Annotated in this window: 20 protein-coding genes and 1 tRNA gene; 14 read left to right on the forward strand and 7 right to left on the reverse strand. The window is 67.3% G+C overall.

The genetic code is table 11. From position 1 onward, the window contains the following. The first annotated feature begins 36 nt into the window (after positions 1-36). From HPC46_RS18570 to HPC46_RS18580, 3 genes are read left to right on the forward strand one after another with little or no spacing between them, the layout of a single operon-like run. Complete coding sequence (locus HPC46_RS18570; RefSeq protein WP_179472532.1) at positions 37-918, forward strand: carbohydrate ABC transporter permease; 882 nt, start codon at positions 37-39, stop codon at positions 916-918. Beyond that, positions 905-1,717, forward strand: coding sequence for a carbohydrate ABC transporter permease (locus HPC46_RS18575; protein ID WP_179472534.1), 813 nt, complete (start codon positions 905-907; stop codon positions 1,715-1,717). The genes HPC46_RS18570 and HPC46_RS18575 overlap by 14 nt, the downstream gene beginning before the upstream one ends. Continuing rightward, on the forward strand, positions 1,714-2,988 hold the full coding sequence (locus HPC46_RS18580) for an ABC transporter substrate-binding protein (protein ID WP_179472536.1): 1,275 nt from the start codon (positions 1,714-1,716) through the stop codon (positions 2,986-2,988). Before HPC46_RS18575 ends, HPC46_RS18580 begins: the two co-directional genes overlap by 4 nt. Here the strand turns inward: HPC46_RS18580 and HPC46_RS18585 are convergent. Both HPC46_RS18585 and HPC46_RS18590 read right to left on the reverse strand, forming a co-directional pair. Further along, positions 2,985-3,806 carry an energy-coupling factor transporter transmembrane component T family protein gene (locus tag HPC46_RS18585; protein WP_179472538.1) on the reverse strand — a complete coding sequence of 274 codons (822 nt, stop codon included), beginning with the start codon at positions 3,804-3,806 and terminating at the stop codon, positions 2,985-2,987. The genes HPC46_RS18580 and HPC46_RS18585 overlap by 4 nt on opposite strands. Continuing rightward, on the reverse strand, positions 3,803-5,854 hold the full coding sequence (locus tag HPC46_RS18590) for an ABC transporter ATP-binding protein (RefSeq protein ID WP_179472540.1): 2,052 nt from the start codon (positions 5,852-5,854) through the stop codon (positions 3,803-3,805). The genes HPC46_RS18585 and HPC46_RS18590 overlap by 4 nt, the downstream gene beginning before the upstream one ends. Before the next feature lie 127 nt (positions 5,855-5,981). On the opposite strand from HPC46_RS18590, the gene HPC46_RS18595 reads away from it, so the two are divergent. Genes HPC46_RS18595 through HPC46_RS18605 form a run of 3 tightly spaced genes read left to right on the forward strand, consistent with a single transcriptional unit; the run spans position 5,982 to position 8,563 of the window. Next, a complete protein-coding gene (locus tag HPC46_RS18595; RefSeq protein WP_407665521.1) occupies positions 5,982-6,446 on the forward strand; it encodes a MarR family winged helix-turn-helix transcriptional regulator in 465 nt (154 codons plus the stop codon). Positions 6,447-6,463: 17 nt separating this feature from the next. Continuing rightward, the gene (locus HPC46_RS18600; protein ID WP_179472544.1) at positions 6,464-7,663 is read left to right on the forward strand and encodes an MFS transporter; all 1,200 of its coding nucleotides are present in this window, start codon (positions 6,464-6,466) and stop codon (positions 7,661-7,663) included. A 27-nt stretch (positions 7,664-7,690) separates the two neighbouring features. Beyond that, positions 7,691-8,563 (forward strand): TIGR03619 family F420-dependent LLM class oxidoreductase, encoded by an 873-nt coding sequence (locus HPC46_RS18605; RefSeq protein WP_179472546.1) that lies wholly within the window; start codon positions 7,691-7,693, stop codon positions 8,561-8,563. Between the two features lie 4 nt (positions 8,564-8,567). Here the strand turns inward: HPC46_RS18605 and HPC46_RS18610 are convergent, their stop codons facing one another. Next, positions 8,568-9,455: a bestrophin family protein gene (locus tag HPC46_RS18610; protein WP_179472548.1), complete on the reverse strand. Its 888-nt coding sequence runs from the start codon at positions 9,453-9,455 to the stop codon at positions 8,568-8,570. A gap of 142 nt (positions 9,456-9,597) precedes the next feature. Between HPC46_RS18610 and HPC46_RS18615 the strand changes: the two genes are divergently transcribed. From HPC46_RS18615 to HPC46_RS18640, 6 genes are all read left to right on the forward strand, one after another. Further along, the gene (locus tag HPC46_RS18615) at positions 9,598-11,511 is read left to right on the forward strand and encodes an acyl-CoA dehydrogenase family protein (RefSeq protein WP_179472550.1); all 1,914 of its coding nucleotides are present in this window, start codon (positions 9,598-9,600) and stop codon (positions 11,509-11,511) included. 98 nt (positions 11,512-11,609) lie between these two features. Continuing rightward, positions 11,610-12,266, forward strand: coding sequence for a hypothetical protein (locus tag HPC46_RS18620; protein WP_179472639.1), 657 nt, complete (start codon positions 11,610-11,612; stop codon positions 12,264-12,266). After that, positions 12,263-12,844: a cytochrome c oxidase subunit 3 gene (locus HPC46_RS18625; RefSeq protein ID WP_179472553.1), complete on the forward strand. Its 582-nt coding sequence runs from the start codon at positions 12,263-12,265 to the stop codon at positions 12,842-12,844. Before HPC46_RS18620 ends, HPC46_RS18625 begins: the two co-directional genes overlap by 4 nt. Then, entirely contained in the window at positions 12,844-13,107 is a 264-nt protein-coding gene (locus HPC46_RS18630; RefSeq protein WP_179472555.1) for a cytochrome C oxidase subunit IV family protein, read from the forward strand. The genes HPC46_RS18625 and HPC46_RS18630 overlap by 1 nt, the downstream gene beginning before the upstream one ends. Before the next feature lie 59 nt (positions 13,108-13,166). Then, on the forward strand, positions 13,167-13,448 hold the full coding sequence (locus HPC46_RS18635; protein WP_179472557.1) for a type II toxin-antitoxin system RelE/ParE family toxin: 282 nt from the start codon (positions 13,167-13,169) through the stop codon (positions 13,446-13,448). A gap of 13 nt (positions 13,449-13,461) precedes the next feature. Continuing rightward, positions 13,462-13,755, forward strand: coding sequence for a HigA family addiction module antitoxin (locus HPC46_RS18640; protein ID WP_179472559.1), 294 nt, complete (start codon positions 13,462-13,464; stop codon positions 13,753-13,755). 10 nt (positions 13,756-13,765) lie between these two features. Here HPC46_RS18640 and HPC46_RS18645 read toward each other — a convergent pair. Continuing rightward, positions 13,766-13,838: transfer RNA gene (locus HPC46_RS18645), tRNA-Asn, on the reverse strand. Positions 13,839-13,991: 153 nt separating this feature from the next. Between HPC46_RS18645 and HPC46_RS18650 the strand changes: the two genes are divergently transcribed. Continuing rightward, positions 13,992-14,240 carry a hypothetical protein gene (locus HPC46_RS18650; protein WP_142389965.1) on the forward strand — a complete coding sequence of 83 codons (249 nt, stop codon included), beginning with the start codon at positions 13,992-13,994 and terminating at the stop codon, positions 14,238-14,240. Between the two features lie 81 nt (positions 14,241-14,321). On the opposite strand, the gene HPC46_RS18655 is transcribed toward HPC46_RS18650, so the two are convergent. Genes HPC46_RS18655 through HPC46_RS18665 form a run of 3 tightly spaced genes read right to left on the reverse strand, consistent with a single transcriptional unit; the run spans position 14,322 to position 17,952 of the window. Further along, positions 14,322-14,633: a DUF7155 family protein gene (locus HPC46_RS18655; protein ID WP_179472561.1), complete on the reverse strand. Its 312-nt coding sequence runs from the start codon at positions 14,631-14,633 to the stop codon at positions 14,322-14,324. A 55-nt stretch (positions 14,634-14,688) separates the two neighbouring features. Beyond that, positions 14,689-16,623: a DNA primase gene (dnaG, locus tag HPC46_RS18660; protein ID WP_179472564.1), complete on the reverse strand. Its 1,935-nt coding sequence runs from the start codon at positions 16,621-16,623 to the stop codon at positions 14,689-14,691. 9 nt (positions 16,624-16,632) lie between these two features. Beyond that, positions 16,633-17,952 carry a deoxyguanosinetriphosphate triphosphohydrolase gene (locus HPC46_RS18665; RefSeq protein WP_218894359.1) on the reverse strand — a complete coding sequence of 440 codons (1,320 nt, stop codon included), beginning with the start codon at positions 17,950-17,952 and terminating at the stop codon, positions 16,633-16,635. Here HPC46_RS18665 and HPC46_RS18670 point away from each other — a divergent pair. Further along, entirely contained in the window at positions 17,951-19,954 is a 2,004-nt protein-coding gene (locus HPC46_RS18670; RefSeq protein ID WP_179472568.1) for a TPM domain-containing protein, read from the forward strand. The genes HPC46_RS18665 and HPC46_RS18670 overlap by 2 nt on opposite strands. Position 19,955 lies beyond the last annotated feature (1 nt).

Consider the following 19,955-nt stretch of genomic DNA (forward strand, 5'->3'; position numbering starts at 1 on the left):
CTACACCGTAACGCCCACGTCGGCACACCCGCTTTAATGGCCAAGGTGACCACTCGGCGTGTGCGCTCTCCCCTGCTGGGGTACGCGCTGCTCGCGCCGAGTCTGTTCGGAGTGGTGTGCTTCCTGCTGTTGCCCATGCTGGTGGTGGTGTGGCTGAGCCTGCACCGCTGGGATCTGCTGGGGCCCATCCGCTATGTGGGGCTGGACAATTGGCGCTCGGTGCTCACCGACGCCAGCTTCGGCAACTCACTGTTGGTGACGCTGGTGTTCATCGCGATCGTGGTTCCCGCCCAGATCGTCCTCGGATTGGCCGCCGCCGCGCTGCTGGCCCGGGAACTGCCGGGTAGCGGTATTTTCCGCACCCTGTACGTGCTGCCGTGGGTGTGCTCACCGCTGGCGGTCGCGGTGTTGTGGCACTGGATCCTGGCACCCACCGACGGCGCGGTGAGCACGCTGCTGGATCGCCGCATCGAATGGCTCACCGATCCGGGGCTGGCGCTGCCGGTGGTGTCGGCGGTGACGGTGTGGACCAACGTCGGCTATGTGACGCTGTTCTTCCTGGCCGGCATCCTGGCGATCCCGCCGCAGATCCACGCCGCGGCCCGCCTCGATGGCGCGACCAACTGGCAGCGGTTCTGGCACATCACGCTGCCGATGCTGCGCCCGACGCTGTTCTTCGTCTCCGTCACCGGCATCGTCAGCGCAGCGCAGGTGTTCGACACCGTGTACGCCCTGACCGGCGGCGGCCCGGCCGGGCGGACCGATCTGGTGGCGCATCGCATCTACGCCGAGGCGTTCGGCGCCGCGGCGATCGGGCGTGCGGCAGTGATGGCGCTGGTGCTGTTCGTCATCCTGGTCGGCGCGACGATCGCCCAGCATCTCTACTTCCGCCGACGGATCAGCTATGACCTCACGTAACGGGCTGACCTATCTTGCGCTGCTGGCCGGTGCGCTGATCACCCTGGCCCCGTTCGGCTTGGGGCTGCTCACCTCGTTCACCTCCGCGCAGCAGTTCGCCACCGGCACACCGCTGTCGTTGCCCAGTCCCCCGACGCTGGCCAACTACGCCGGCCTCGGCGATGCCGGATTCGGCCGGGCACTGGCAGTCACCGCACTGATGACGGCGATGATCACGCTGGCGCAGCTCACGTTCTCCGTACTGGCGGGTTACGCGTTCGCGCGGCTGGAATTCCGCGGCCGCGACACGCTCTTCTGGCTGTACATCGCCACACTCATGGTGCCGGGCACCGTCACCGTCGTGCCGCTGTATCTGATGATGGCCGAGCTGGGATCGCGAAACACGTTCTGGGCGTTGGTGTTGCCGTTCCTGTTCGGCTCGCCCTACGCGATCTTCCTGCTGCGCGAATACTTTCGCGGCATCCCCGCCGACCTGGTCAACGCCGCCCGCCTGGACGGGGCCAACACTCTGGACGTGATCGTGCACGTGGTGTTGCCGGCCAGCAAGCCGATCCTGGTAACGCTGACGTTGATCACGGTTGTCAGTCAATGGAATTCGTTCATGTGGCCGTTGGTGATCACCAGCGGTAGCAGCTGGCGGGTACTGACGGTCGCGACGGCCGGGCTGCAGACGCAGTACAACGCGCAGTGGACGCTGGTGATGGCGGCGACGACGGTGGCGATCGTCCCGTTGATTGCGCTGTTCCTGGCGTTCCAGCGCCAGATCGTGCGCTCGATCGTCGTCACGGGCCTGAAATGAGCTGGCCGCCGCGGTTGTCCACCCGGATGCTGGCCGGATTGATCACCGTCGCGCTGCTGCTGGTGGCCGGCGCACTGGTGCTGGGGCGCAGTGGCGACCCGTCCGGTAGAACCGTTGTCACCGTGCGGCTCTGGGATCCGGCCGTGGCCGCCGCCTACGCCGAGTCGTTCGCGGAGTTCAGCCGCAACCACCCCGGCATCGAGGTACGCACCGACGTCGTCGCGTACGCGGGCTACTTCGACACCCTGCGCACCGATGTCGCCGGCGGCGGCGCCGACGACATCTTCTGGATCAACAACGCCAACTTCGCCGAATACGCCGACAACGGCCGACTGATGGCCATCGAACCCAGCGCCGACTGGGACCCGTCAGTGATCTCGCAGTTCACCAGGGGCGGCACGCTGTGGGGTGTGCCGCAGCTGACCGACGCCGGAATCGCCGTGTACTACAACGCCGACCTGCTGGCGGCAGGCGGCGTCGACCCCGCCGAACTCGACAGCCTGCGCTGGGATCCTGACCCGAACGTCGACACCCTACGGCCGATGCTCAAGCGGCTCACCCACGGTAGGCAGTGGGGCTACAACGCCGCCAACGACTTACAGGCGATCTATCTCAACTACATCGGCTCGGCGGGCGGGGTGTTCAACGACGGCGACCGGTTCGCCTTCGACAACCCACAAGCCGTCACCGCGTTCAGCTACGTCATCGGCCTGATCAACACCGACCAGGTCGCGCCCCCGGCGTCGGACACCAACGACAACGGCGACTTCTCCCGCAACCAGTTCTTGTCGGGGCGCATGGCGCTGTTCCAATCCGGCACCTACAACCTGGCTCAGGTGGCAGACCATGCGACGTTCCGCTGGGGTGTGGCGATGTTGCCGACCGGACCGGCCGGCCGGGTCAGCGTCACCAACGGCATTGTCGCCGCCGGCAATCCGGCCAGCCGCCATCCCCAGGCGGTGCGTGAGGTGCTGGCCTGGCTGGGCAGCACCCGCGGAAATGAGTACATCGGCCGCAACGGTGCGGCGATCCCCGCGGTGTTACCCGCTCAGCAGGTGTACTTCGACTACTGGTCGGCCAAAGGCGTGGACGTGCGGCCGTTCTTCACGGTGCTCGACGGCCCGCGGATCGCCGCGCCAGGCGGCGCCGGTTTCGCGGCGGGCTATCAGGCCATCAAGCCGTACTTCGATGAGATGTTCCTCGGCAGAACGCCTGTCGCCGAAGCACTGGCCGCCGCGCAAGAGGCCGCCAACACCGCGGCGGCGCGCTAGATGCCCGCCAGCACCGTCGCCTGCAAGACCGCCGACACCACAATCACCAGGCCACAGATCGTCAGCACCACCCAGTCCGCACGCCGCGGGCCCGACGGTGCCGCCGAGATCAGGCCGGTGCCACCGCGTGCGGTGATCGCGTCGCCCATCTCATCGGCACGCCGCAGTGCCACCGTGATGCCGGCGGCCATCAGGTCGACGATCTCGATCGCCCAGCGCCGGCGGCGAGCCCGGCGGCTGGTCAGCACCGGCCGCGGCCGCAACCGCCGCGCAGCGTAGAGCAACCGGAATTCGTCGAGCAGCATCGGAAAGGCCCGCAGCGCCAACGCAAGTGACACTGCCCAGTCGTCGACCGGGATGCGGAAGACCTTGAACGGCCGGCCCAGCTTCGCCACCGCGGGCGCGACGTCGGCGACATTCGTCGTCCACGACACCAACATGCCCAGCGCCAGCAGCACGATCGCGACTACCGTCACGCGCACGAACTTCAGCAGACCGCCGAGAGCAATGGTGTAAGAGCCCAGATGCACTTCGGGCGCGCCCTCGCCCAGGGTCGCGGTGACACACCCCAGCAGCAGCAGAATCCACAGCCATATCGGCACCGACGGCACGACACCGCGCGGGATGCGTGCCATCCGGATCGCGATGACGATGAGGATCGTGACCAGCGCCAACGGCACCCAATCCGGGTAGAACGCCAGCAGGGCCGAGAACCCGAGGACGACAAGGATTTTGGTGCCCGCCCACAGCTCGTGGATGGTTGAGGTTCCGGGCACCGGACGCAGCAGCACCACCGGGCGGGCCTGCCGGGTGCTCATGACGGCCCCTCGGTCAGCACGCCGCCGTTCAGATGCAGGGTGCGCGGGCACAGCTCTTCCAGACCGACGAAGTCGTGCGAGATCACCACGACGGTCAGGCCGCTGTTGCGGCGCAGATCGCTGAGCAATCGCAGCAGCCCCTGCTGACTGGCGGCGTCCAGGCCGGCCAGCGGTTCGTCGAGGATCAGTGCCTGCGGTGAGCGGGCCAGCAGGCCGGCGATCACCACGCGACGCATCTGCCCACCCGAGAGTTGGTCGATGCGGCGCCCGGCCAGCGACGCGTCCAATCCGACCTTCGCCAGCGCCGCAGTCACCCGCGCGTGATCGTGGGGCGAAAACCCGGCCGCGGAAGCGACTTCCAGGTCGACGCGGCTGCGCATCAGCTGTAGCCGGGCGGCCTGGAACGCGATCGCCACCTCGCCCACGCATTCCGGCGCGGGCCGTCCCCGCACCAGGCAGGAGCCGGTGGTCGGCGTGGTCAGTCCCGCCATGATCCAGGCCAGGGTGGACTTTCCAGAACCGTTGCCGCCGTGGATCAGCACGCCCTCGCCGTCGTGCACCGTGAAGCTGACGTCGTTCAGCGCAGGCTTGGCCCACGGTGTGCCGCTGGCATATTCGTGTCCGACATTCGACAACTGCAGCACCGGCTCCGCCGCGCGCGGGGTTGCACTGACCGTCGCCGTCGGCGCAGCCGTGCTCTCGACCAGATGCGCATTGTCCTGCGACTCGCTGAGTTTGACGATGCGGTCGGCGGTGTCCGCCTCGTTGTTGTAGTGGGTGATCTGCACCAGCGCCATCCGGTGCCGTTCGGTCAAACCGGACAACACGTTCAGCAGCGCCTCGCGCCCGCGCTGGTCGACCATGCTGGTGACTTCGTCGGCGATCAGCAGCGACGGCTGACGCGCCAGCGCCGCCGCGACGGCCAGGCGCTGAAGCTCACCCCCGGACAGGCCGCCGGTGTCGCGCTCCTCCATGCCGCCCAGCCCGACCTCGGTGAGCAGCTCGGCAACGTCGGTGTCCGTTCCCGGCGGCAGGCCCCACACCACGTCGTCGGCGACTCGTGTTCCCAGCACCTGACTTTCGGGATGCTGCATGATGACCGCCGTCCCGCCCAACCGCCCCAGGCCGACCGCGCCGGGGCGTTCGATCGTGCCGGAGGTCGGCTCCCGCCCGGACAGCAGCAGCATCAGCGTGGTCTTGCCGGAACCGTTGGCGCCGGTGATCGCGACGGCCTCGCCGGCGTCCACGGTCAGGCTCAGCGGCCGAAGCGCGTCGTGGGTGGCGTTGGGGTACCGGAACCTTGCGTCGACCAGCCGCACCGGAACCGGTGCGACAGGCTCGGATTCGTCCGGTGTTTCGAGCTTGTGCACATCGGGGATGCCGCTGAGCCGATCCAGCACCCGCGACAGCGCCCACCAACCGACCAGGGTCACGATCATGATCGAGACGATCGCGTAGAACATCAGCAGCACCGGCCAGTACTGCAGGCCGAGCCCGAAGATATGCCTGGCGTCCTGGGCCGCCGGACGGAACGGCTCGAAGTGCGACACCACCGAGATGACACCGTCGAAGTTGGCGGTCATCGCCGAGAAGGTCAGCGTGCGCAGCCGCACGAGCACCGTGAGGGCGGCAATGATGAACAGCCCGAAAACCACTCCTGCCACCAGTCCCACGGCGATGACGGTCGGGGTGCCCCGCTCGCGGCGTTTCATGATGCCGGCCAGCCCGCCCACGTAGGCGCAGTTGACCACCACCATCAATCCGCTCACGCCGGCGATCAGGAACGCGACGACGCCCGCGGCGAACGTGGCGGCCAGCAGCACCCGGAGGCGGTAGCGGTAGCCGAGCAGGCCCATCGGAACCGTGGTCAGCAGTGACAGTCCCCCGGCGAACGGGACGACGACGGAGATGATGGACAGCGCGGCGGCGAGCGCGGCCATCACGGAGGCCTGGGCCATCTCCACTGGTGACAGCGAGCGGCCTTGACGGCGATCGATCGACGACCCGGGCGACGGCGGCGCAGGCGCCTCCGGTCTGGTCGCGGTCATCACCTGATTCTGCCAGCCGTTGCGACCGGGCAGGTTGTTCGACCTGCCGCCGCCTGTGGACATCCTGTGAGGTAGGCCACCTGCACCCTGGTCGGCAACATAGTATTTCTATGTAAATATGGAACGCATGAGTCCGACGCCCACCCAAGAACGCCCCGGCGCCTCACCCGCCTTGGGATCCGAGCTGCTCGGCGTCATCGCACGGCTCAACCGGCTGGCCACCCAGCGCATCCGGCTGCCGCTTCCCTGGGCGCAGGCCCGGCTGCTCGGCACCATCGATGACCAGGGCGAAGCCCGGATCTCCGACTTGGCCGAACTCGACCATTGCTCCCAGCCGACGATGACCACCCAGGTCCGTCGCCTGGAGGACGCCGGCCTGGTGGCCCGCACTCCCGATCCCGACGATGCGCGTGCCGTCCGCATCCGCATCACGCCCAAGGGCCAGACGATCCTGGCCCAGGTCCGCGCCGACCGCGCCGCGGTGATAGACCCGCGCATCGCGCAGTTGTCCGACGAGGACCGCGAAATTCTGTCGACCGCCGTCGGAGCCTTGCATCGCCTGCTCGACGACCTCGACACGTCACCGAAGTAGTGAGGAGTGAGCCACTCATGTGGCGCCAACCCAAGGCCGTCTGGGCCGTCGCGTTCGCATCCGTCGTCGCCTTCATGGGCATCGGACTCGTCGACCCGATCCTGAAACCCATCGCCGACAATCTCGACGCCACGCCGTCACAGGTGTCGCTGCTGTTCACCAGCTACATGGCGGTGATGGGGGTGGCGATGCTGATCACTGGCGTGGTGTCCAGCCGCATCGGCCCGAAACGCACACTGCTGCTTGGCCTGGTGATCATCATCGCCGGGGCGGGACTCGCGGGGATGAGCGACACCGTCATGGGCATCGTCGGCTGGCGCGCGCTGTGGGGCCTGGGTAACGCCCTGTTCATCGCGACCGCGCTGGCCACCATCGTCAGCTCCGCGCGCGGTTCGGTGGCCCAGGCGATCATCCTCTACGAGGCGGCGCTGGGACTCGGTATCGCGGTCGGTCCGCTGGTCGGCGGCGTGCTCGGCGAAATCTCATGGCGCGGGCCGTTCTTCGGGGTGTCGGCATTGATGGCCGTCGCGCTGGTGGTGACGACGGTGCTGCTGCCGGACACTCCATGCCCACAACGGTCCACCACCTTGGCCGATCCGTTCCTGGCGCTGCGGCACCGCGGACTGCTCGGTGTGGCAATCACCGCTCTGCTGTACAACTTCGGCTTCTTCACACTGCTCGCGTTCACGCCGTTCCCGCTCGACATGGGCGCACACGAGATAGGTCTGATCTTCTTCGGCTGGGGCCTGTGTCTGGCGTTCACGTCGGTGCTCGTCGCCCCGCGTCTGCAGCACCGCTTCGGCACGGTGCGGGTGCTGGTGATCAACCTGCTGTGCTTCTCGGCGCTGCTGGTGGTGATGGGGGTGGCCACCGAGAACAAGGGGATCCTCGCGGCCTGCGTTGTGATCGCCGGGTTGTTCATCGGCATCAACAACACGCTGATCACCGAGACGGTGATGAAGGCGGCGCCCCTCGAGCGCGGGGTCGCGTCGGCGGCCTACAGCTTCATGCGATTCGGCGGGGCCGCCGTCGCGCCGTGGCTGGCCGGGGTGCTGGGCGAGCGGGTCAGTGTGCACCTGCCGTTCTGGGTGGGCGCGGGTGCGGTGCTGGCCGGCGCCTTGGTACTCATGGCCACTGGCCGCCACTTGAGCGGTATTGACACAGAGCATGATGAGGTCGAGCAGGCCACTGCGGTGACCGTCGGCAGCGACAGCTGACACCCGGGGGCCGACCCGAGGAGAACGATGCAGTTCTGGTGCGGCACGCCGTTCATGAAGACCACGGAGTCGCTGGCGGTCGCGCGCATGGTCGACGAAGCCGGCTACGACGGCATGATCTGCGCCGATCACCTGATCTACCCGCGCGAACTGCGCTCGCCGTATCCGTCGCCGACCGGCAAGCCGGGCTGGGAGCCGGACACCGCGTGGCCGGACACCTGGGTGCTGATCGGCGCGATGGCCGCGGTGACCACACAGCTGCGATTCTCCAACGCCGTCTACGTCGCGCCGGCCCGCCCGCTGATCGAAGTCGCCAAGCAGGTGGCGACAGCAGCATCGATATCCGAGGGCCGGGTGTCGCTCGGCGTCGGAATCGGTTGGATGCGTGAGGAATACGAGCTGCTCGGCCAGGAGTTCGGCAACCGCGGCAAGCGCCTCGACGAGATGATCCCCGCGCTACGGGCGCTGTGGCAGGGCGGCTGGGTGTCGTGGAGCGGCCGGCACTACCAGGTGCCGGAGATGATGATCGAGCCGCATCCACCCCGGCCGGTGCCGATTCTGTGCGGCGGCGAATCCGACGCCGCACTGCGGCGCGCGGCAGCGCTGTGCGACGGGTGGATCGGGACGGCCTACACCCTCGACGGCGCGGCGGCCTACGTTGCCAAGCTGGATGCGTTGCGCCGCGAATTCGGCCGCGCGGATCAACCTTTCGAGATCATGCTGGCACTCATCGATCCCCCGACACCGGAGCTGTACAAGCGCGCGCAAGACATCGGCATCACGGCGGTGATGTGCGCGCCGTGGATGACAGACCCCGACGTCGCCGCAGGCGTCGACGTGGAGCGCTACCGCGCGCCGATCGAAAAGTTCGCCGAAACCGTTGTCGCCGAATGCCGTTGAGCACTCACATCCAGACGGTTGCCTTCGGCCCTTCCCTGGGCTGAGCGAGCGGGTGCCCGGCACCCAGCAGGTTGCCGGTGATGACGGAGCAGAACCGGTACATCGCAATATCGAAGATGCCGTTGCTCATCGGCTGCTCGATGAAATGACCGAGCCGTTCGGCGCCGATGAACACCGTCATCAGCAGCAGACCGATGATCACACCGGCGAATGGATGCGTGGAGCCATCCAGCCTGCTGAAAGCCATGACCGCGAAGAACCAGGCCAGCGAACGGATGAAGATCTCGTAGTGCAGCGGGATCGGCTCGTTGCGGATGCGTTCCAGACCGCTCTGAGCGGTCACCAGAGCGGTGTTGACGCTCACCAGCATCACCCGTGCCTGATTGTCGATGAGGCCATCGGCAGACAACTTCTGAATGTCGACGGCCTGATCGGTCATCAACTCGACGGCGTTGGCGTCGTCGGGATCCTCCGGCGTCAGGTCGCGAACCCCCGGAAGCGCCGGGACTCCACGCAGGTCCGCGGCGAGCTGCCAGGCGTAGCGCACCTGGCGGCGGCGCATGCGGTCCAGAATGGCCGTCATCTCGGGAGTTCCGGAGTCGACCGAACACAGGGCGTTGTGGGTGGCGCGGGAGTTGATGATGACGTTGCCCCACAGCGTGCGGGCCTCCCACCAGCGGTTGTAGGCGGTGGTGTTGCGGAAGCCGATGAACACCGACGCGCCGATACCGAGCACCGACAGCACAGCCGAGGCGTAGTCGATCTGGGTGGGATCGGGAATCGGGATCAGCACGGCTGCCACCACGATGATCGCCAGCAGATCCCAGCGCATCTGCCAGCACACCAGACCCGACACCTTGAGCGGGCCCAGCTTCCCGACGCTACGAATCACCGCGTCAGCGTATTACCTGGCCGGGGCCAGTCGGCAGAGGCGGACGAATATTCGCTCCACGGGTCGGCTCACATCCAATCCGGTTTGCCCGTGTTTGCCACAACCGCGTTTATGGAAGGGGCGGCGGGGATACTTTCGGGTGATGACCACCACCGCGGAGCATCTGCGTAACGCACTCGACGGACGCTGGCGTGACGTCAAGAACGCCGTCCGCGCCGAACTCTCCACCGAGGTTTTCCGGCCGCACTACACGCCCAACACCGCGATCGCCCGCGCGAAGGTGGCCGAGCAGCTCAAGATCATGGCCAACGCCGGGGCCGCCGAAGACGGTTTTCGGAAGGAGCACGGCGGCAACGGCGACGTCGGCGCCGCGGTCACCCGCATCGAGATGCTCGCGATGTCCGACCTGTCGCTGATGGTGAAGGCAGGCGTGCAGTGGGGCTTGTTCGGCGGCGCCATCGAGAACCTGGGCACCGAGCGCCATCACAAGGCCTACGTGCAGCGCATCATCGACCTGGACCTGCTGGGCTGCTTCGGGATGACCGAGACCGGCCACGGCAGCGACGTGCAGTCGCTGGAGACCACGGCCACCTACGATCCGGCGACGCAAGAGTTCGTGATCAATTCCCCGACGCCCACGTCGCGTAAGGACTACATCGGCGGCGCGGCCGAAACAGCCCGGGTGTCAGCGGTTTTCGCGCAACTGATCACCGAGGGCGAATCGCACGGGGTGCACTGCTTCGTCGTGCCACTGCGCGACGAGGACGGCAATGACCTGCCCGGCGTCACCACCTCGGACTGCCTCTACAAGGGCGGGCTGCCCGGGGTCGACAACGGCCGGATCGTGTTCGACAACGTCCGCATCCCGCGGGAGAACCTGCTGAACAAGTACGGCGACGTCGCGCCCGACGGCACGTACTCCTCACCGATCGAGAACGTCAACCGGCGCTTCTTCACCATGCTGGGCACGCTGATTCGCGGCCGGGTCACCGTCGGCGGTAGTGCGGCCGCCGCAGCGCGGGTGGCCCTGGACATCGCAGTGCGGTATGCCTTGCAGCGCAAGCAGTTCAGCGCTCCCGGCGATGATGGTGAAGTCCTCATCATGGACTACCTGGTGCACCAGCGCCGGCTGTTCCCGCTGATCGCCCGCTCCTACGCTTTGCAGTTCGCCCAGAACGAGTTGGTCGCTCGGCTGCACGACCTACAGACCGCGGACGATCCCGATGCCGAAGAGCAGCGCGAGCTGGAATCCCGCGCCGCAGGCCTCAAGGCGGCCAACACCTGGCACACCAGTACCGCGATCCAGGAGGCGCGCGAAGCCTGCGGTGGCGCAGGCTATCTCGCCGAGAACCGGCTGATCGCGCTGCGCGCCGACACCGACGTGTTCACCACCTTCGAAGGTGACAACCACGTGCTGACCCAGCTGGTGGCCAAGGAACTGCTGACCGCCTACGCCGACGACATCAAGGGCATGAGCCCGGTGGAGTGGGTGCGCTTCGCCGCGAACTTCGCCGGTGATCGGGTGCTGAAAAGGACTGCGGCCGAGACGATCATGCAGAGGATCCTCGACGCACGCCAGGACAACGAGGAGGAAGGCAGCCTCTTCAACCGCGGCACCCAGGTGAAGATGTTCGAGGACCGTGAAGAGTATCTGCTGTCCTCGGTGGCGCGCCGGCTACAGCGCAAGTCCAAGGAGATGTCGGCGTTCGACGCGTTCAACGCCGTGCAGGATCACGTGCTGCACACCGCCAAGGCGCACATCGACCGGATCGTGCTCGAGGCGTTCGTCGCCGGTATCGACGCATGCGAGGACGAAGAGGCCCGCAACATCCTCGACCTGGTGTGCGACCTGTACGCACTGTCGGTGATCGAGGACGACAAGGCCTGGTTCATCGAGCACCGCTTCCTGTCCACCGAGCGGGCCAAGGCCGTCACGGCCGGCATCAACGAACGTTGCCGGGCGCTGCGGCCGTACGCCGAAGCGCTGGTCGACGGCTTCGGGGTGCCCGAGCAGCTGCGCTACGCGGAGATGCTGCACCCGGAGAATCTCGACTAGCCGTTTTGACAATTTTGACGAAACACCGGTGCTGACCCAGTAACGTCGCGGCCGTGGAATTGACGCTGCAACGCATCGGGGCGTGGTGCGGGACGATCATGATCATTCTGTACGGAACGAGCCTGTCGGGGATCGCGCGGATGTTTCCGCCACTCTCACCGGTCGCATCGCCCGAGGAGATCGCCGACTTCTACGTCGACCACAAGATCTGGATCCGGATCGGCATCGCGGGGTGCCTGCTGACGTCGGTGATCGCCCTGCCGTTCCTGGCCACCATCGTGCTGCGCATCCGCCGCATCGAAGGCCAGTGGGGCATGTTGTCGATGACGCAGCTGTTCGCCGCGACGATTTTCGTTCCCGCCCTGCTGTTTCCATTCCTGATCATGGCCGCGGCAGCGTTCCGTCCCGAGAGCCGGCCGCCGGACATCACCCAGGCACTCAACGACGTGTTCTGGCTGATGTTCATCGGCATCGTCGGGACCATCATCGTGCAGAACATCACCCTGGCCATCGCGTCGTTCATCGACAAGACCGAGCCGCAAACCTTCCCGCGCTGGTACGGCTACCTCAACCTGTGGGTGGCGCTGCTGTCACTGCCGGGCTGCGTGGTCGTGGTGTTCAACGACGGACCGCTGGCCTGGCACGGGGTGTTCGCGTTCTACATTCCCGGTGCGGCGCTGACGATCTGGCTGTTCTCGACCACGTACGTGCTGAACCGGGGCATCAAGGCTCAGCAGCGCGCCGAAGCAGCATGACGGCGGGTTCACCTCCCACCGTCAGCCGCCGCGTCCCCGGCGAACAGGGCACCTGGGTATTCCTGTTCGGCGACATGCTGGTGTTCGCGGTGTTCTTCGCCACGTTCATGGTCGAAAGGTCCAAGGCGCCAGAGGTTTTCGACGCGGCACGCAAGACGCTGCACGTCAACATCGGCCTGGTGAACACCCTGGTGCTGCTGACCAGCTCGCTGTTCGTGGTGGCCGCGATGGGCGCCATCCGGACCGGCCTGGGTTCCATCGCCGCCCGCGCACTGCTGGTGGCGATCGGCTGCGGCGCGGTGTTCGTCGCGCTGAAGGTGACCGAGTACGTCCTGCTCGGCACTGCGGGCCACGGTCCGGGCGCCAATCACTTCTACCTGTACTACTTCGTCCTGACCGGCCTGCACCTGCTGCACGTCCTCATCGGGATCGGAGTGCTGGTGTTGATGTTCACCCAGACCCGGCGGACGGAGCTGTCGGCCACCCGGCTCGCGGTGATCGAGGGCGGCGGGTGCTTCTGGCACCTGGTCGACCTGTTGTGGATCGTCCTGTTCCCCCTCCTGTACCTGGTGAGCTGATGCTGCAACTGATGCGCAACCGCGCCGGCGTGAGCTGGCTGATCCTGGTGACGTTGACGCTGGCGTCGTTCGCGGTGGGCGCCGACCACAGCACCGGCTCCCTGATCGCCGTCGGCGTCCTGGCGATCGCGGCGGTCAAGGTGCGGCTGGTCGGCCTGGATTTCATGGAATTGCGGCACGCCCCGATCCCGCTGCGGGCGATCTTCGAGGTGTACTGCGTGGCGCTGTGGGCGCTGCTGTCGGGGTTGTATTTGTGGCTGTGAGACGTTCGACCGGCATAGTAACGATTGACGTTAGTAACGTCCGACGTTAGCATTGCGGTGTGATCCGCTCGTTCAGGGACGGTGACACCCAGAAAGTTTGGGAGCTGCGACGCCCTAAAGGGATCAGCACTGCGCTCGCCAAGGTGGCACGCCGCAAGATGCAGATTCTCGACGCTGCGGAGAACATCAACGATCTACGGGTTCCACCGGGCAACCGGCTGGAGAAACTACAACCGCCCCGCGAAGGGCAGCACAGCATCCGCGTCAACGATCAGTACCGCATCTGCTTCACATGGCGCGACGGAGGCGCCGATGACGTCGAGCTGACCGATTACCACTGAGAGGAGAACACCAATGGCTGACTTCGCACCCACCCATCCCGGCGAGATTCTCGCCGAGGAGTTCCTCACGCCGATGGGGATCACCCCTTACCGGCTCGCTCAGGAGATCGGCGTACCGCAGACCCGACTGAGCGAGATCATCCGCGGGCGACGGGCCATCACCGCCGACACCGGCCTACGACTGTCCCGAGCATTGGGCCTGTCCGACATGTTCTGGATCAACTTGCAGGCGCGCTACGACGCTGACGTGGTGCGTGCCGAGAAGGGTGCGGAGCTAGATCGCATTCAGGCGCTCGCCGCCGGCTGAGGAGTCCTTGCTCCCCCGGATGGACTCGAACCATCAACCGTCCGATTAACAGTCGGAAGCTCTGCCAGTTGAGCTACAGGGGACTATCTGCTTCCCGCGGAAGCGCGCTTGCGCCGATGCGGGCCGGAGAGTGACTCTAGCTTACTGGGTGCCCTCGACGCCAAACCGGTGGGCGGGCGCCAACCCGGTCGCGTCAGGCAGGATGGTGGGGCGGGGTTTTCGATGGAGGGAGCGCAGTGATCCGGTTTCTCGCCGCACTTGGCGTGGGCTATGTGTTGGGCACCAAGGCGGGCCGTAAGCGCTACGAGCAGATCGTCGGCACCTATAAGGCGCTGACCGGTAATCCCGCCACGAAGACCGTGATCGACGCCGGGCGCCGCAAGATCGCCGACCGGGTATCACCGGACCCCGATCCGAAGATGGTCACACTGACCGAGATCGACGCCAACACCACCGTGGTCGAACCACAGCGGTCGGAGAACTAAGCACAACGAAATCGACCCTACGGTTGTCAATCGGAAAAAATCACAGCCGTCAGGTCGATCTCGGGCATCGACCGAGGGCAATCAGCCGATCGGAATGCTGATGGTCTGGCCCGGCAGCAGCGGGCCGGTGCTGACACCGATGCCGCCGCCGGGCATCGATCCCGCGTCGGGTCCGTACACGCCGAGCTGCGGGGTGCCCACGCTGACGTTGTTGTTCGAGTAGCTCAGGCACTGCCCGTCGCCACGCGAACCGAACCACGCCAGGCAGGTGCCACCGGGAGACGCAGAAGCCATCGGGGCAGTCAGTGCAGCCAGAGCCGGCACCGCAGCCGCGGCCACAGCAAGAGCGCCAGCAGTGGCGATACGCCGGACACGGGTGTTCGCGGTAGTCATATCTGACCTTTCGCTCCAGACGGGCAGTGCGTTAACCATAGCGTGCTGGCAGTTATCACGCAGTGAGGTCGTCGCCGCTGGCCTGTTCCAGCAGACTGCGCCGATAGGCCTCCAGCGCCACCAGGTCGCCGAACAGGGCGTGATATTCGTCTCCCTGCTCCACCGGCGACATCCGCTGCAGCTTGGACTTGACCTCGGCGACCTGCCTGCCGACCCAGACTTCCTGCAGCCGGGCCAGCACACCGCCGATGTAGCGGGGCATTCTCTCCTCGTCCTCGACCCGGATGCTCTCGACACCGAGCTCGGTGATCAGCCCTGCTGTGGCCGTTGCGCCGGTCTGTTCACGCACCTTGTCGATCCACTCGCCGCCGGTGACCCCCGACGACGTCCCGCCTGCCGTTTCGATCGCCGTGCGCACCGCGGCATAGCCGGGATGGGTGAAGCTCTCGACGGTCAGCGAGTCGAAGACCGGTCCGGCCAGTGCCGGGTACTGCAGCGCGGCCTTGAGCGCTTCCCGCTGCGGCCACAACGTCGGATCACGCGGATCGGGCCGACGCGCACCGTCCGCGGACGCGGCCTTGGGCCGCGCGGGCGTCGCGCGCCGGTTGTCGCCGCGGCCCCCGGGCTTGTGGCCGGCTTCCTCGCGGACTCGGGCGATGACCTGGGCGACGTCGTCCCAGCCGACCCAGCCCGCAAGCTGACGGGCGTACTCGTCACGCAACGTCGGGTCCTTGATCTGGGCGACCATCGGCACGCACCGCCGCAGTGCCGTCACCCGGCCCTCGGCCTGCTCCAGATCGTGCTCGGCCAGCGCGGTGCGGATGGCGAACTCGAACAGCGGGGTGCGCCGGGCCACCAGATCGCGCAGCGCCGCGTCGCCCTGTGCCAGCCGCAGATCGCAGGGGTCCATCCCGTCGGCCGCGACGGCCACGAAACTCTGGCCCGCGAGGTTCTGCTCGCCGGCGAAGGCCTTCAGCGCGGCGGCGCGGCCGGCCGCGTCGCCGTCGAACACATAGATCAGTTCGCCGCGAAAGAACTTGTCGTCCATCATCAGTCGCCGCAGCATCGACAGATGTTCGTCACCGAACGCGGTACCGCAGGACGCGACGGCAGTGGTCACCCCGGCCAGGTGCATGGCCATCACGTCGGTGTAGCCCTCGACGACGACGGCCTGGTGTCCCTTGGCGATATCCCGCTTGGCCAGGTCGAGGCCGAACAACACATTGGACTTCTTGTACAGCACGGTTTCCGGGGTGTTGACGTACTTGGCCTCGATCTGGTCGTCGGCAAAGATCCGGCGGGCGCCGAAACCGACGGTCTCACCGCTGGCACTGCGGATCGGCCACAGCAGCCTGCGATGGAACCGGTCCATCGGCCCGCGCCTGCCCTCCCTGGACAGCCCGGCCGCCTCGAGTTCCTTGAACTCGAAGCCTTTTCGGATCAGATGCTTGGTCAGCGAATCCCAGCCCGCAGGCGCGAAGCCGCAGCCGAACCGGCGGGCCGCAGCGGCGTCGAAGTTGCGCTCGGTGAGGTACTGCCTGGCCGGTGCGGCCTCCTCGGATTCCAGTGCGGCAGCGTAGAACTCCGCCGCGGCGGCGGTGGCGGCGATCAGTCGGCTGCGGCTGCCGCGATCACGCTGCACGCCGGCGCCGCCGCCGCTGTAGGTCACGGTGTAGTTGATCCGGTCGGCCAGTACCTCGACGGCCTCGACGAAGCTGACGTGCTCGATCTTCTGGATGAAGGCGTAGACGTCACCGCCCTCACCGCAGCCGAAGCAGTGGAAATGGCCGTGGTTGGGCCGCACGTGGAACGACGGTGACTTCTCGTCGTGGAACGGGCACAGACCCTTCATCGAGTCCGCCCCGGCCCGGCGCAGCTGGACGTAGTCGCCGACCACATCCTCGATGCGCACCTGTTCACGGATGGCGGCGATATCGCGTTCGGAGATGCGACCTTTTCGGTCGCCACCCCCGCTCACCGCACCGGTCATCGGCACAGTCTAGAACTCACGGACACCGGCGTTGTGCGCGTCGATGCGTTCCAGCCGGCCCTCGGTGAAGGATGCGATCTGATCGACGATCACCCGCATCCGGGCCGCATCGTCGGTCGCCGCGTTGAACTCCGGGGCGAACACGGGGTCGAGCGTCGCAGGCGCGCCATGCAGCAGCCAGTCCGCGACCTCGTGGACGCGTTCGCGCTGCCGGGCCTGCAGTTCGAGGTGGGCCGGATCGGACATGATGAACTGCAGCGCCAGGGTCTTGAGCACCGCGACCTCGGCCCGGACCGTTGCCGGCACAGCCAGCTCCGCCTCATAGCGGACCAGCGGTTGTGGCCCGGCGATCTCGTGGGTCAGGCTGACCGCTGCCGAGGCGAACCGGCCGACCAGTTCACTGGTCAGCCGCTTGAGCGCCACCGACGCCGCGAGAGTCCCGTCGTACTTGCCGACACCGGCAACGATCGGTAGCTCCGACAGCCGTCGCGCCGCGGCCACCAGATCATCTGCGCGCAGGCTGCTGGATTCCGACTCCCCCAACCGCCCCAGAGCCGCCGCGGCGTCGTCGTCGGCCAGCACCCGAAGATCGATGCGGCCCGACACCACTCCGTCCTCGACGTCGTGCACCGAGTACGCGACGTCGTCGGCCCAGTCCATCACCTGCGACTCCAGGCACGGCCGCTGCGACGGCGCCGCGCCCCGTACCCACTCGGCCAGCGCCCGGTCGTCGTCGTAGAACCCGAACTTGCGGCCCCGCTCGCCGCGGAACCACGGGTACTTCGTCACCGCGTCCAGCCCGGCCCGGGTCAGGTTCAGCCCGACGCTACGGCCTTGTCCGTCAAGCACTTTCGGCTCGATCTTGGTCAGGATCCGGAAGTTCTGGGCGTTGCCCTCGAAGCCGCCGCAAGACGCCGCGAACTCGTCGAGCGCGCGCTCCCCGTTGTGGCCGTACGGCGGGTGCCCGATGTCGTGGGCCAGCCCGGCCATGTCCACCAGGTCGGGGTCGCAGCCCAGCGGTACCGCCATCCCCCGCCCGATCTGCGCGACCTCCAGCGAGTGCGTCAGCCGGGTGCGGGGGTTCTCGCTCTCCCGCGGCCCGACGACCTGGGTCTTGTCGGCCAGCCGGCGCAGGGCAGCGCAGTGCAGCACGCGCGCGCGGTCGCGGGCGAAATCGGTGCGATGCTCCGTCGACGTACCGGGTAGCCCGGCAGTCTTCGGCGCTTCGTGCACCACCCGCTCACGGTCGGCCTCGTCGTAGTGGCCGTGCTGATTCGTCGTCACCGAGGCATAGTCTGCCAGCCTCGTCCTACTACATTTGACGCTCATGCGCCTCGTTCGTGTGCTCAGCCTGCTCGCGGCCATCCTGACCGCCGCCACCCTGGTGGCGCCCGCCGCGGCGGCCGAGCCGCCATTCCGGCTCCCCGACTATGTCACCGACAACGCCGGTGCCCTTGGCGACAGTCAGCTCGCCAGCGTGCAGCAGGCGGTCGACACCCTCTACCGCGACCGCCATATCCGGCTCTGGGTGGTCTACGTCGATTCGTTCGCGCCCAAGACCGCCATGAGCTGGACCGAGGCGACCCGGCTGACCAGCGATCTGGGCAACCAGGACGCGATCCTGGCCGTCGCGACCACACAGCGGTCCTACGCATTTCTCGTCCCGTCGGCGGCGGCCGACGGCGACTCGGCCGGGGTCGACAACCTGCGCCGCGACAAGATCGAGCCCGCACTGCACAACAATGACTGGACGGGGGCGGCGATCGCGGCCGCCAACGGGCTTGCCGCATTGGGCGCCAGCAGCGGTTCCGGTGGATTCTCGTTGATTCCGCTGTTGATCATCGTGGCGGTCATCGCGGCAGTCGTCGTGCTGCTGTTGTTGTGGAGCCGCCGACGCAAGCACAAGCGGCACGAGGCCGAGGTGGCAGCGGCCAAGCGGCTGGATCCGACCGACCCCAACGCGCTGGCTTCGGTTCCCCTCGACGCTCTCGACGAGGTGTCCCGGTCGATCGTGGTCGACGTCGACAACGCCGTGCGAACCAGTTCCAACGAATTGGCCTTGGCCGAAGAAGAATTCGGCGACCAGCAGGCGCAGCCATTCGCACGCGCGGTCGAGAATGCGAAGGCCACCCTGCAACAGGCGTTCAACGTGCGCCAGCAGCTCGACGACGCGGTTCCCGAAACACCGGCGCAACGCCGCGATCTACTCACTCGGGTGGTGGTCGCCGCTGCGCGGGCCAACCGCGAACTGGACGCCCAGACGCAGTCCTTTCACCAGCTGCGGGACCTGGTGATCAACGCCCCCGACCGGCTCGACGCACTGACCCAGAAGATGGTGGACGTCAGCGCCCGTATCGAGCCGGCCCAGACCGCGTTGACGCAGCTGCACAGCGAGTTCGCCGAGAGCGCGCTGGTGTCGGTGTCCCGCAACGTGAATGCCGCCAAAGAGCGGCTGGAGTTCGCCGACCAGTCGATCAGCCGGGCCCGGGAGCTGGTGGCCAAGCCGGTCGCCGGCGAGCAAACCGAACTGGTCGACTGCGTGCGCGCCGCGGAATCGGCTCTGCAGCAGGCCAGTTCGATGCTCGACGCGATAGACAGCGCGGCCAGCGATATCAGGCGCGCCGTCGCTACCCTGCCGGCGGCGATCGCCGACACCCAGCAGGGCATCAACCAGGCCGTGGCCCAGCTGTCCCAGGGCGGGTTGTCCAACGCCGCCGAACTCACCAAGGCGCGCGACGCCGCGGTCAACGCGGTGGCGGCCGCGCAGACCGACGGCACCGCCGACCCGTTGGGCGCGTTCACCCAGTTGACCCAGGCCGACGCCGACCTCGACCGGCTGCTGGCCGGCGTGGCGCAGGAGCGCGAAACCGCTGAGCGGCTTGGCCGCTCGTTCGACCAGGCGCTGTTCACCGCGCAGTCCCGGGTGCGTTCGGTGTCGGACTACATCGACACCCGCCGCGGCAGCGTCGGGCCCGAGGCGCGGACCCGGCTCAATGAGGCTGTGCGCCAACTGCAGGCGGCGCAGGCCAAACAGAAGACCAACATCACCGAGGCGATCGCCCACGCCAACGGTGCATCCATGCTGGCCGCCCAAGCCCAGCAACTGGCCAACAACGACGTCCAAGCCGCCCAGCGCACATACATGAATCACTATGGCGGCGTGGGCGGTTCATCGAACATGGGCGCGGTGATCGGCGGGATCATTCTCGGCAACATCCTGTCCGGCGGGATGCGCGGCGGCTTTGGCGGTGGCGGCGGCTGGACGTCGAGCACCTACGGAGGATCCTCCGGAGGCGGCGGCGGAATGCTGGGCGGCGGCGGCCGCTTCTAGC

This window comes from Mycolicibacterium vinylchloridicum, from assembly GCF_013404075.1.
GTDB lineage: Bacteria > Actinomycetota > Actinomycetes > Mycobacteriales > Mycobacteriaceae > Mycobacterium > Mycobacterium vinylchloridicum.

Bases quoted from the DNA above. Each gene is read 5' to 3' on its own strand.
- HPC46_RS18655 (WP_179472561.1), bottom strand. From the start codon at position 14,633: ATGACTACCGCGAACACCCGTGTCCGGCGTATCGCCACTGCTGGCGCT.
- HPC46_RS18670 (WP_179472568.1), top strand. From the start codon at position 17,951: ATGCGCCTCGTTCGTGTGCTCAGCCTGCTCGCGGCCATCCTGACCGCC.
- HPC46_RS18630 (WP_179472555.1), top strand. From the start codon at position 12,844: ATGCTGCAACTGATGCGCAACCGCGCCGGCGTGAGCTGGCTGATCCTG.
- HPC46_RS18640 (WP_179472559.1), top strand. From the start codon at position 13,462: ATGGCTGACTTCGCACCCACCCATCCCGGCGAGATTCTCGCCGAGGAG.
- HPC46_RS18620 (WP_179472639.1), top strand. From the start codon at position 11,610: ATGATCATTCTGTACGGAACGAGCCTGTCGGGGATCGCGCGGATGTTT.
- HPC46_RS18605 (WP_179472546.1), top strand. From the start codon at position 7,691: ATGCAGTTCTGGTGCGGCACGCCGTTCATGAAGACCACGGAGTCGCTG.
- HPC46_RS18600 (WP_179472544.1), top strand. From the start codon at position 6,464: ATGTGGCGCCAACCCAAGGCCGTCTGGGCCGTCGCGTTCGCATCCGTC.
- HPC46_RS18595 (WP_407665521.1), top strand. From the start codon at position 5,982: ATGAGTCCGACGCCCACCCAAGAACGCCCCGGCGCCTCACCCGCCTTG.
- dnaG (WP_179472564.1), bottom strand. From the start codon at position 16,623: ATGACCGGTGCGGTGAGCGGGGGTGGCGACCGAAAAGGTCGCATCTCC.
- HPC46_RS18575 (WP_179472534.1), top strand. From the start codon at position 905: ATGACCTCACGTAACGGGCTGACCTATCTTGCGCTGCTGGCCGGTGCG.
- HPC46_RS18585 (WP_179472538.1), bottom strand. From the start codon at position 3,806: ATGAGCACCCGGCAGGCCCGCCCGGTGGTGCTGCTGCGTCCGGTGCCC.
- HPC46_RS18590 (WP_179472540.1), bottom strand. From the start codon at position 5,854: ATGACCGCGACCAGACCGGAGGCGCCTGCGCCGCCGTCGCCCGGGTCG.
- HPC46_RS18625 (WP_179472553.1), top strand. From the start codon at position 12,263: ATGACGGCGGGTTCACCTCCCACCGTCAGCCGCCGCGTCCCCGGCGAA.
- HPC46_RS18665 (WP_218894359.1), bottom strand. From the start codon at position 17,952: ATGAGCGTCAAATGTAGTAGGACGAGGCTGGCAGACTATGCCTCGGTG.
- HPC46_RS18580 (WP_179472536.1), top strand. From the start codon at position 1,714: ATGAGCTGGCCGCCGCGGTTGTCCACCCGGATGCTGGCCGGATTGATC.
- HPC46_RS18570 (WP_179472532.1), top strand. From the start codon at position 37: ATGGCCAAGGTGACCACTCGGCGTGTGCGCTCTCCCCTGCTGGGGTAC.
- HPC46_RS18615 (WP_179472550.1), top strand. From the start codon at position 9,598: ATGACCACCACCGCGGAGCATCTGCGTAACGCACTCGACGGACGCTGG.